Source organism: Streptomyces sp. NPDC029014, assembly GCF_055564695.1.
Window position 1 is genome coordinate 18,512 of sequence record NZ_JBVHVT010000099.1, and the last position, 10,244, is coordinate 28,755.

The following is a 10,244-nucleotide window of genomic DNA, read 5'->3' on the forward strand; positions in this document are numbered from 1 at the left end:
CGGGCGCGTCGCTCAGGCGGGGAGGGTGTTGCGGTGGGAGCGGCGGCGGGCCGCGCTGAACAGGGCCTGCAGTTGGACGCCGGACTGTTCCACGTCGTCGAGCGGCGAGGGGAAGGGGAGGGTGACGTCGCGGTGGCCGCGGGCCTCCTCCAGGCGCAGGGTGATGCCGTAGCGGTCCATGGCGAGCGGCAGCGTGCGGACGAGGGCGGCGGTCGGCGCCGGTCGGACCAGGCGGAGCAGGAGGGTGACGAGTTCGGCGTGGTCGTCGAGGAGGTGCGTGAGCATGCCGGCCTCGTAGGTCGCGAGCGGGTCGGGGGAGGCGGCCTCCAGCTCGTGCAGGCCGACGTGGGCGCGACGGCCGTCGGCGGTTTCGAGGACGGCCCGGTCGAACTCCATGCAGGTGGAGGTGTCGGGGGCGGTGTCCGCGTCCGCGTACGGGGTGAGGAGGCGTCCCAGGAGGGTGACGCGGGCGCGCACCCGGTCCCGTACGGGGGTGGGGGCGACGTCGGTGAACTCCAGCCGGACGGCCGGCCGGTGCTCGGCGTGGCCGCCGGGCTCGGCGGGGTGGAGGTGGAGCCGGCCGAGGGGGTCCGTGCCGTCGAGGTGGCGGACCTCGGTGGCCAGCCCGTCGACGGTCACGGTCATGGAATGGGCGGCGGCCAGGATCGACCGGACCCGCTCGGCGTCGGTGGACATGCGCATCTCTCCCTCACCGGTCACTTAGGTATGCCTAACCTAACCCATGCCGGGGGTGGGGTGAACCCCGGATCGCGCCACTCCGTGTCGTTGTTGGGCTGAACGGGTGAAAGGCGAGAGGATGGGGGGATGCACATGAAGCGCACGGTCGAGGCGGCCCGGTGAGCAGGTACGACGTCACGGACGAACAGTGGGAGGGGCTCGCGCAGGTGGTCCCCCTGCGCAGTCGCAACGAGTGGCCCTCCCGGGTGGACCACCGCACGATCCCCGCGACCCCCAAGGCGTCCGCGGCGGAGCAGCGCCGCTTCGTCGTGATCCGGGTCCAGATCTTCGCCGACGCCCGGGAAGTGGCCGAGTACCTGATCGCGCAGATCCCGGTGCTGCTCGACCTCACCGGCGCGGACACCGAAGTCGCCAAGCGCATCCTGGACTTCAGCAGCGGCGTCGTCTTCGGTCTCGGCAGCGGGATGCACCGCGTCGACCGGAACGTCTTCCTGCTGGCCCCCGTCGGCACCGAGGTCGAGGGGATCGCGGCCGCGGCCGTCCCCCGATCGTAGGAACGTCACCACGACGGAACGGTTCGCCGGACCCGGAGGGGGTCCGGCGGCCCGTACCGTCCGGCGCATGGACGCCACCCCGGACACCGCCCGGGCGGCCCCGCCGCACCCCCGGGCCGCGGCGGAGGACCTGCCCGGCGCCGCAGCGCACCAGCGGCCGGCCGTCACCGAACTGCGGCTCTCCGCCTTCGGCGCGCACCGCGCCGCCGTCTTCCCGCTCGGCCCCGTCGTCCTCTTCGCCGGACCGAGCGGCAGCGGCAAGTCCCAGGTCCTGGCCGCCCTGGAGGCGCTGGCCCGCCTCGGCTCCGGAGCCCCCCTGGACCGGGCCTTCCCCGACCCGCGGTCCCGGATCCCCGACCGGGCCCGCGCCGACGGGCAGGGCCGGCGCGGCTTCCGCATCGGCTGCACCGTGGACGGGCCCCTCGGCCCGGTCCGCCTCGACCTCGCCGTGCAGGCCGAGCCCGAGCTGCGGATCGCCGGCGAGCGGCTCTCCGCCGGCGGCCGGATCCTGCTCGGCACCGCACTGCGCGACCCGGGCCGGCGCACCGTCCAGGCCGCCTGGCTGACCGGCGGCAGCACCGGGTTCACCCGTGCCCCGCTCCCCGACGACCGGCTCGGCACCGCCCTTCTCCCGCTCCGGGTCGCCGGTGCCACCGCCGGCCAGCGGCAGGTCCTCGCCGCCGCCGAGCAGGTCGTGGTGGCGCTGCGCTCGGTGTTCCCGTGCGATCCGCAGCCCGAGCGGATGCGGGCCCCCGTCCCCCAGGGCGAGGGGCGGCTGCTGGAGGACTGCGCCAACCTGGCCGACGTACTGCGCCGGACCCGGCTGGAGTGCGGCACCCGGCACGCGCTGCTGACCGGGGCGGCGCGGACCGCGTGCGCGGGGCCGGTGGAGGGCCTCGGCGTCCGGGCCGCCGCGGACGGCCTCGTGTCCGCACTGCTGGAACGCGGGCCCGAGCGGCCCGCCACCGAGCTGGGGCGGCTCGGCTCGGGCGAACTCCGGTTCCTCGCCCTGGCCCTGGTCCTGCTCACCGGGCCCGGGGTGCTCGCCATGGACCCGGCCGCCGAACTGCTCTCCGCCCGGCAGGCGCTGACCGTCCTCGCCGACGGCCTGGACCACTGCCTCGATCCGCGGCAGAGCGCCGAGCTGCTGCGGCTGGCCCTGTTGTCCTGCGCGCGCGGCCACGTCCGCCTCGTCGCGGCGGTGGGCCCGCAGACCGCGGCGGCCGCCCGCCGGGTCCCGGGGGTCGCGGTGGTAGACCTGGGGTCATGAGCGAGACGAACGAACGGCGGCCGGACGAGGGCCGCCCCGAGGAGCGGCTGCACCGACTCCAGCGGCGGCTGGCCGACTTCGCCGCCGCGCGCGGCTGGGAGCCGTACCACACCCCCAAGAACCTGGCCGTCGCGCTGAGTGTCGAGACGGCGGAACTGGTCGAAATCTTCCAGTGGCTGACGCCGGAACAGTCGGCGAAGGTCATGGAGAAGCCCGAAACCGCACACCGTGTGACCGACGAGGTGGCCGATGTGCTCGCGTATCTGCTGCAATTCTGCGAGGTTCTCGGGGTGGATGTGCTGGATGCGCTCGCCGCGAAGATCGAGAGGAACGAACTCCGCTTCCCTGTGGAGGGAACCTCGACACCGAATCGTCACTCTTCGGAGTGATGGCGTTGTTCACAACCATGTTTGTGTCCTTAGATTTCCGAATACCCCTGGCTTTACTGGCTCATTGCCCTCACTCTGGGTAGTGGTGAGAACGGCGGATGTCGTGCGGACGGGGGACGGCATATGGATGCGGTACGGCTCATCGCGGCCGGCCGGCACGCGCTGGCGCGGAGCGGGGCGGCCCTGGACATCGTGGGCGAGGCCTGGCAGGCCCAGGCACTGGCCCAGGGCATGGGTAACTGGCTCGCGGTCAGCGGACCGCGCGAGCTGAGATCGGAGGCGCGGGGGCTGGGGGAAGCGGGAGGCAGAGGCTGCGGGGTGTTCGACAGAGCCGCCCTGCGCGGTGAGGGCCGCGTGCCCGACCACCCGCCGAGAGCGGCGCAGCTGAGCGGGGTGGCCGATGTCCGGCAGGCCCTGCTCGGACTCCAGGAGCTGCTGGGCGAGGTGGGGATAGCCCTGGTCGGCGTGGCCTGCGCGACGGACGACGAGGGCCTGTACTGGCAGTGCATAGAGTCCATCGACGCGGCCGACGAGTCGAGCGACCGGGTACGGGCGATCCTGCGCCTGCTGCTGGTCCGCGAGCCGGGCTCGGCCACGGCCTGACCGGGGAACGTCCCGGCGGCCGGGCGGCCCGGCGGCCGGGCGGCCCGGCGGCGGGGACCGCCCGGGCCGGTCCGCCGGAGCGGCCGCCCGGGTCAGGACGCGCGGTACGAGGGGCGGTCGCCCTCCGCGGTCTGCGGGGCCGCGGGGGACGGCGTGCCCGGGGCCCGGTCCGCGGAGGACTGCAGCTCGGCGTCGAGCTGCGACAGGTCGGCGTTCAGGGCCGCCATCAGCTCCTCCATCTGCTGCAGCAGGCCCTGCGGCGCGCCCTCTTCGGCGGCCCCGCCGGGCTCCCGGCGCGCGTCGTCGTGCCCGGATTCGTGGGACATGGCGGTCTCCTCGGCCCTGGCCCTTCCGGGGCGGAAGGGGCGGTGTGCGCACCGGCGGGCGCCGTCGGCGCGGGCCGGGCGGTCCGGCTCCGTCCGAGCCAACGATCCCCGGCCGGGCCGGTCACTGGCCGGACCCGGCGCGGACCTGCCGGCCCGCGAGATTCACCCGGCAGGGGTGGGACGGGGGCAGGATGGAGGTCATGGATCTCCGTATCTTCACCGAGCCCCAGCAGGGCGCGAGCTACGACACCCTCCTGACCGTGGCGAAGGCCACCGAGGACCTCGGCTTTGACGCGTTCTTCCGCTCTGACCACTACCTGAGGATGGGGTCGGCCGACGGGTTGCCCGGACCCACCGACGCCTGGATCACCCTCGCCGGCCTGGCACGGGAGACCCGCCGGATCCGGCTGGGCACGCTGATGACCGCCGGCACCTTCCGGCTGCCCGGCGTGCTCGCCATCCAGGTCGCGCAGGTCGACCAGATGTCCGGCGGTCGCATCGAGCTCGGCCTGGGCGCCGGCTGGTTCGAGGAGGAGCACAAGGCGTACGGGATCCCCTTCCCCGCCGAGCGGATGTCCCGCCTGGAGGAGCAGCTGGCCATCGTCACCGGCCTGTGGGCCACCGAGCCCGGGGCCGCGTTCGACTTCGCCGGCACCCACTACCGGGTGGAGAACTCCCCGGCGCTGCCCAAGCCGGCCCAGGCCAAGGTGCCCGTCCTCATCGGCGGCCACGGAGCCAAGCGCACCCCGCGCCTCGCCGCCCGCTACGCCGACGAGTTCAACATGCCCTTCGCCTCGATCGCGGACAGCGAGCGGCAGTTCGACCGGGTGCGCAGCGCCGCGGAGGCCGCCGGGCGCAAGCCCGACGACCTCGTCTACTCCAACGCCCTGGTGGTCTGCGTGGGCCGGGACGACGCCGAGGTCGCCCGCCGGGCCGCCGCCATCGGCCGGGAGGTCGACGAGCTCAGGGCGAACGGCCTGGCGGGCTCGCCCGCCGAGGTCGTCCACAAGATCGGCACCTACGAGGCCATCGGCGCCTCCCGCATCTACCTCCAGCTGCTCGACCTCGACGACCTGGACCACCTGGAGCTGATCTCGGCCCAGGTGCTGTCCCAGCTCCACTGAACCGGGCGCAGCAACCGTGCCCCGCGCGTCCGGACCGCTCGCCGAAGCCCTGTCCCGCAGGGCCGTCGTCCTCGACGGCGGCCTGAGCAACCAGCTCGCCGACCAGGGCTGCGACCTCTCCGGCGGCCTCTGGACGGGCCGGGTGCTCGCCGAGGCGCCCGCCCAGGTCGAGGCCGCCCACACCGCGTACGCGCGGGCCGGCGCCGAGGTCCTGATCACCGCCAGCTACCAGGTGGGGTACGGGGCCTTCGCGGCCCGCGGCCACGACCGCGCGGAGACCACCGCCCTGCTGCACCGCAGCGTCGCCCTGGCGACCCGGGCCGCGGAGGCCGCCGACCACGAGGTGTGGGTCGCCGCCTCCGTCGGCCCGTACGGGGCGGTCCTCGCGGACGGCTCCGAGTACCGCGGCCGGTACGGGCTGACCGTCCGCGAGCTCGCCGCCTTCCACCGTCCGCGCATCGAGGCCCTGCTGGCGGCCGGCCCCGACGTGCTGGCGGTGGAGACCGTGCCCGACGCGGCCGAGGCGGAGGCCCTGGTCACCGTCCTCGCCGAGACGGGCGCCCCCGCCTGGATCTCCTTCACCGTCGCCGCCGGGCGGACCCGGGCCGGCGGCCCGCCGGCCGAGGCCTTCGCCCTCGCCGCGTCCTCCCCGCAGGTCATCGCGACCGGCGTCAACTGCTGCGACCCGCAGGACGTCCTGCCCGCCCTCGAAGCCGCCGCCTCCGTCACGGACCTGCCGCTCCTCGCCTACCCCAACGACGGCTCCGTCTGGGACGGGGCCACCGGCACCTGGGCCCGCCCCGCCGATCCGGAGGCCCCGTGGCCCACGGCCGCCTGGCGGCGGGCCGGCGCCCGCCTCATCGGGGGCTGCTGCCGCATCGGCCCCACGCGCATCGCACGGCTGGCCGCCGAGGTCGCGGGGGGCGAAACCGGCACCGCCTGAAGAAGCGGAGTCCGTGCGCCGAAGCAGCCGAAGCCGCGGCGGGCGCCGCGGGCGGCGGAAAAACAGGAGGCGGCGGCAGCGGGCGTAGGATGAGAATCGGGCGTGTGTTCCTGACGATCTCCACCACCGGTACCCCCGAACGACCCGCCACGGACCTGGGCTTCCTGCTGCACAAGCATCCCGGCAAGGCGCAGGCGTTCCCCACCTCCCACGGCACGGCCCACGTCTTCTACCCCGAGGCCGCTCCCGAGCGCTGCACGGCGGCCCTGCTGCTGGAAGTGGACCCCGTCGCGCTCGTGCGCCGGGGGCAGGGCAAGGGCCGGGGCGGAGCGCCGGACGCGGCACTGGCGCAGTACGTCAACGACCGCCCGTACGCCGCCTCCTCACTGCTCGCCGTCGCCCTGCGCGCGGTGTTCGGCAGCGCGCTGAACGGCCGCTGCACCGCCCGCCCGGAGCTCGTCGAGCAGGTCCGCCCGCTGCGGATCGAGATCCCGGCGCTGCCCGCCCGCGGCGGGGCGGAGCTGGTGCACCGGCTGTTCGACCCGCTGGGCTGGGACCTCGTACGCCCCGAGCCGCTGTCGCTGGACGAACAGTTCCCCGAGTGGGGGGACTCCCGGTACGTACGGCTCGTCCTGGAGGGCGAGCTGCGGCTCACCGACGCGCTGCGCCAGCTGTACGTCCTGCTGCCGGTGCTCGACGACGCCAAGCACTACTGGGTCGCCCCGGACGAGGTGGACAAGCTGCTGCGGGCCGGCGACGGCTGGCTCGCCGCGCACCCCGAGCACGGCCTGATCGCCTCCCGCTACCTGGCCCGGCACCAGCGGTTCACCCGGGACGCCCTGGAGCGCCTGGAACTGGCCCGCCTCGCCGAGGCCGACGGCAGCGAGCCCGAGGACCTCGACAACGCCGTAGACGAGGACACCGACACCGCCGAGCGGCCCGTGCCGCTGGCCGTGCGGCGCCGCGGGGCGATCGTCGCCGCGCTGCGCGCCGCCGGCGCCGCCCGGGTCCTCGACCTCGGCTGCGGCCAGGGCCAGCTGGTGCAGGAGCTGCTGCGGGACGTGTCGTTCACCGAGATCACCGGTGTCGACGTGTCCATGCGCGCCCTGGGCACCGCGGCCCGGCGGCTGCGGCTGGACCGGATGGGGGAGAAGCAGAGCGGGCGCGTACGGCTGCTGCAGGGTTCGCTCGCGTACACCGACAAGCGGCTGGCCGGCTACGACGCGGCCGTGCTCAGCGAGGTCGTCGAGCACCTGGACCCGCCGCGGCTGCCCGCACTGGAGTACGCGGTGTTCGGCGCGGCCCGCCCCCGTACCGTTCTCGTCACCACTCCCAACGCCGAGTACAACGTCCGCTGGGAGACCCTGCCCGCCGGCCGGTTCCGGCACGCGGACCACCGCTTCGAGTGGACCCGCGCGGAGTTCCGGGAGTGGGCCGGGACGGTCGCCGGACGGCACGGCTACGCAGTCGTGTTCACGCCCGTCGGCGAGGACGACCCCGAGGTCGGCCCGCCCACGCAGATGGCCCTCTTCACCCGGGCCGGCGACCCCACCGAGACCACCGAGACCACCCGCACCACCGACACCCCGAAGGAGGGAGAGGCGGCATGACCACCGACACCACGACCAGCGACACCACGACCACCGGTTCCCCGGCCGGCAGCACCGACCGCCGCGTGCTTCCCGTCACCGACCTGTCCCTCGTCGTCCTGATCGGAGCCACCGGCTCGGGCAAGTCCACCTTCGCCCGCCGGCACTTCAAGCCCACCGAGGTCATCTCCTCCGACCACTGCCGCGGGCTCGTCAGCGACGACGAGAACGACCAGAGCGCCAGCAAGGACGCCTTCGACGTCCTGCACTACATCGCCGGCAAGCGGCTGGCCGCCGGCCGCCTCACCGTCGTGGACGCCACCAGTGTCCAGCAGGAGGCCCGCCGGCAGCTGGTCCGGCTCGCCCGCGAGCACGACGTGCTGCCCGTCGCCATCGTCCTCGACCTGCCCGAGGCCGTCTGCGCCGAACGCAACGCCGCCCGCCCCGACCGGGCCCACCTGCCCCGCCACGTCATCCAGCGGCACCGCCGCGAGCTGCGCCGCTCGCTGCGCGGCCTGGAGCGCGAGGGCTTCCGCACGGTGCACGTGCTGCGCTCCGTCGAGGAGGTCGAGAACGCCGAGATCGTCCGCGAGAAGCGGTTCAACGACCTCACCCACCTCACCGGCCCCTTCGACATCATCGGTGACGTCCACGGTTGCTCCTCCGAGCTGGAGACCCTGCTCGCCGAGCTCGGCTACGCGGACGGCGTCCACCCCGAGGGCCGCACCGCCGTGTTCGTCGGCGACCTCGTCGACCGCGGCCCGGACAGCCCCGGCGTGCTGCGCCGGGTGATGGGCATGGTCCGCTCCGGCAACGCCCTGTGCGTGCCCGGGAACCACGAGAACAAGCTCGGCCGCCACCTCAAGGGCTCCGACGTCCGGTTGACGCACGGCCTCGCCGAGACCGTCGAGCAGCTGGCCCGCGAGCCCGAGGAGTTCGTGCGGGAGGTCCGCGCGTTCATCGCCGGCCTGGTCAGCCACTACGTCCTCGACGGGGGCCGGCTGGTGGTCTGCCACGCGGGCCTGCCCGAGAAGTACCACGGCCGGACCTCCGGCCGGGTCCGCTCGCACGCCCTGTACGGGGAGACCACCGGCGAGACGGACGAGTTCGGGCTGCCGGTGCGCTACCCGTGGGCCGAGGAGTACCGGGGCAAGGCGGCCGTGGTCTACGGCCACACCCCGGTCCCGGACACGGCCTGGATCAACAACACCATCTGCCTGGACACCGGCGCGGTGTTCGGCGGCCGGATGACCGCCCTGCGCTGGCCGGAGCGGGAACTGGTCGACGTACCGGCCGAGCGGGTCTGGTACGAGCCGGTCAAGCCGCTCGCGGCCGAGGCCCCCGGGGGCCGCGAGGGCCGCCCGCTCGACCTGGCCGACGTGCACGGGCGGCGGACCGTGGAGACCCGGCACCTGGGCAACGTCGCCGTGCGCGAGGAGAACGCGGCGGCCGCCCTGGAGGTCATGAGCCGCTTCGCGGTGGACCCCCGGCTGGTGCCGTACCTGCCGCCGACGATGGCGCCCGCGGCGACCTCGAAGGACGGCCACCACCTGGAGCACCCGGCGGAGGCCTTCGCCCAGTACCGGGCCGACGGCATCGCCCAGGTCGTCTGCGAGGAGAAGCACATGGGCTCCCGCGCCACCGTCCTGGTGTGCCGGGACGCCGACGCCGCCCGGGAGCGGTTCGGCACCGACGGCACCGCCACGGGCTCCGTCTACACCCGTACCGGCCGGCCCTTCTTCCCCGATCCGGCGGTCACCGAGCAGGTCCTCGCCCGGATCCGGACCGCCGTCACCGACGCGGGCCTGTGGCAGGAGCTGGACACGGACTGGCTGCTCCTCGACGGGGAGCTGCTGCCCTGGTCGCTGAAGTCCGCCGGGCTGCTGCGCCACCAGTACGCGGCCGTCGGCGCGGCCTCCCGCGCCGTCTTCCCCGACGCGATCGCCGCCCTGGCCGCGGCCGCCGGGCGGGGCGTGGACACCGGCGGCCTGCTGGAGCGCCAGCAGGAGCGGGCCGCGGACGCCGCCCGGTTCACCGACGCCTACCGCCGCTACTGCTGGACCACCGACGGGCTGGACGGCGTACGGTTCGCCCCGTTCCAGCTGCTGGCCGCGGCCGGGCGGTCGCTGGCCGCCGTGCCCCACGACGAGCAGCTGTTCTGGCTGGACCGGCTCGTCGCCGCCGACGAGGCGGCCGGCACCGGGCTGCTGCGCCGCACCGCCCGGATCCTGGTGGACACCGCCGACCCGGACTCCGTACGGGCGGGGACCGACTGGTGGCTGGACCTCACGGCCGCCGGCGGCGAGGGCATGGTCGTCAAGCCGCTCCAGGCCTACGCCCGGGACGGCCGGGGACGCCTGGTCCAGCCCGGCATCAAGGTGCGCGGCCGGGAGTACCTGCGGATCATCTACGGGCCGGAGTACACGCGCCCGGAGCAGATGGAGCGGCTGCGCGCGCGCCACCTGGGCCACAAGCGGTCGCTCGCGCTGCGCGAGTACGCGCTCGGGCTGGAGGCCCTGGACCGGCTGGCGGACGGCGAACCGCTGTGGAGGGTCCACGAGGCGGTCTTCGCGGTGCTCGCCCTGGAGTCGGAGCCGGTCGACCCCCGGCTGTGACGGCCTGACGGCCGGCCCGGCCGCGCCCGCCACCGCGCGGGCGGGGGGGGGGGGGGGGGGGGGGGGGGGGGGGGGGGGGGGGGGGGGGGGGGGGGGGGGGGGGGGGGGGGGGGGGGGGGGGGGGGGGGGGGG

The 10,244-nt window shown here is 75.2% G+C and carries 10 protein-coding genes; 8 read left to right on the forward strand and 2 right to left on the reverse strand.

What is annotated here, in order from left to right:
• Positions 1–12 precede the first annotated feature (12 nt).
• Positions 13–696: a DUF2470 domain-containing protein gene (locus ACZ4VL_RS35255; RefSeq protein WP_468208445.1), complete on the reverse strand. Its 684-nt coding sequence runs from the start codon at positions 694–696 to the stop codon at positions 13–15.
• A 161-nt stretch (positions 697–857) separates the two neighbouring features.
• On the opposite strand from ACZ4VL_RS35255, the gene ACZ4VL_RS35260 reads away from it, so the two are divergent.
• The 4 genes from ACZ4VL_RS35260 to ACZ4VL_RS35275 all read left to right on the forward strand — a co-directional run bounded on the left by ACZ4VL_RS35260 (position 858) and on the right by ACZ4VL_RS35275 (position 3,515).
• The gene (locus ACZ4VL_RS35260; protein ID WP_361089409.1) at positions 858–1,253 is read left to right on the forward strand and encodes a cell division protein SepF; all 396 of its coding nucleotides are present in this window, start codon (positions 858–860) and stop codon (positions 1,251–1,253) included.
• A gap of 67 nt (positions 1,254–1,320) precedes the next feature.
• Positions 1,321–2,523 (forward strand): AAA family ATPase, encoded by a 1,203-nt coding sequence (locus tag ACZ4VL_RS35265; protein ID WP_468208449.1) that lies wholly within the window; start codon positions 1,321–1,323, stop codon positions 2,521–2,523.
• Positions 2,520–2,912, forward strand: coding sequence for a nucleotide pyrophosphohydrolase (locus ACZ4VL_RS35270; RefSeq protein WP_468208452.1), 393 nt, complete (start codon positions 2,520–2,522; stop codon positions 2,910–2,912). The genes ACZ4VL_RS35265 and ACZ4VL_RS35270 overlap by 4 nt, the downstream gene beginning before the upstream one ends.
• Before the next feature lie 123 nt (positions 2,913–3,035).
• Positions 3,036–3,515, forward strand: coding sequence for a DUF6099 family protein (locus ACZ4VL_RS35275; RefSeq protein WP_468208455.1), 480 nt, complete (start codon positions 3,036–3,038; stop codon positions 3,513–3,515).
• 92 nt (positions 3,516–3,607) lie between these two features.
• On the opposite strand, the gene ACZ4VL_RS35280 is transcribed toward ACZ4VL_RS35275, so the two are convergent.
• Complete coding sequence (locus tag ACZ4VL_RS35280) at positions 3,608–3,841, reverse strand: hypothetical protein (RefSeq protein ID WP_468208458.1); 234 nt, start codon at positions 3,839–3,841, stop codon at positions 3,608–3,610.
• Between the two features lie 200 nt (positions 3,842–4,041).
• Between ACZ4VL_RS35280 and ACZ4VL_RS35285 the strand changes: the two genes are divergently transcribed.
• The 4 genes from ACZ4VL_RS35285 (at position 4,042) to ACZ4VL_RS35300 (ending at position 10,112) form a co-directional block, all read left to right on the forward strand.
• Positions 4,042–4,965, forward strand: a complete 924-nt coding sequence (locus tag ACZ4VL_RS35285) for an LLM class F420-dependent oxidoreductase (protein WP_468208461.1) — start codon at positions 4,042–4,044, stop codon at positions 4,963–4,965.
• Positions 4,966–4,981: 16 nt separating this feature from the next.
• Positions 4,982–5,908, forward strand: a complete 927-nt coding sequence (gene mmuM / locus ACZ4VL_RS35290) for a homocysteine S-methyltransferase (RefSeq protein WP_468208464.1) — start codon at positions 4,982–4,984, stop codon at positions 5,906–5,908.
• Positions 5,909–6,012: 104 nt separating this feature from the next.
• Positions 6,013–7,518 (forward strand): 3' terminal RNA ribose 2'-O-methyltransferase Hen1, encoded by a 1,506-nt coding sequence (locus ACZ4VL_RS35295; protein ID WP_468208467.1) that lies wholly within the window; start codon positions 6,013–6,015, stop codon positions 7,516–7,518.
• Positions 7,515–10,112 (forward strand): polynucleotide kinase-phosphatase, encoded by a 2,598-nt coding sequence (locus tag ACZ4VL_RS35300; RefSeq protein ID WP_468208469.1) that lies wholly within the window; start codon positions 7,515–7,517, stop codon positions 10,110–10,112. Before ACZ4VL_RS35295 ends, ACZ4VL_RS35300 begins: the two co-directional genes overlap by 4 nt.
• The last annotated feature ends 132 nt before the right edge of the window (positions 10,113–10,244 follow it).

Bases quoted from the DNA above. Each gene is read 5' to 3' on its own strand.
- ACZ4VL_RS35255 (WP_468208445.1), bottom strand. From the start codon at position 696: ATGTCCACCGACGCCGAGCGGGTCCGGTCGATCCTGGCCGCCGCCCAT.
- ACZ4VL_RS35265 (WP_468208449.1), top strand. From the start codon at position 1,321: ATGGACGCCACCCCGGACACCGCCCGGGCGGCCCCGCCGCACCCCCGG.
- ACZ4VL_RS35270 (WP_468208452.1), top strand. From the start codon at position 2,520: ATGAGCGAGACGAACGAACGGCGGCCGGACGAGGGCCGCCCCGAGGAG.
- ACZ4VL_RS35275 (WP_468208455.1), top strand. From the start codon at position 3,036: ATGGATGCGGTACGGCTCATCGCGGCCGGCCGGCACGCGCTGGCGCGG.
- ACZ4VL_RS35280 (WP_468208458.1), bottom strand. From the start codon at position 3,841: ATGTCCCACGAATCCGGGCACGACGACGCGCGCCGGGAGCCCGGCGGG.
- ACZ4VL_RS35285 (WP_468208461.1), top strand. From the start codon at position 4,042: ATGGATCTCCGTATCTTCACCGAGCCCCAGCAGGGCGCGAGCTACGAC.
- ACZ4VL_RS35300 (WP_468208469.1), top strand. From the start codon at position 7,515: ATGACCACCGACACCACGACCAGCGACACCACGACCACCGGTTCCCCG.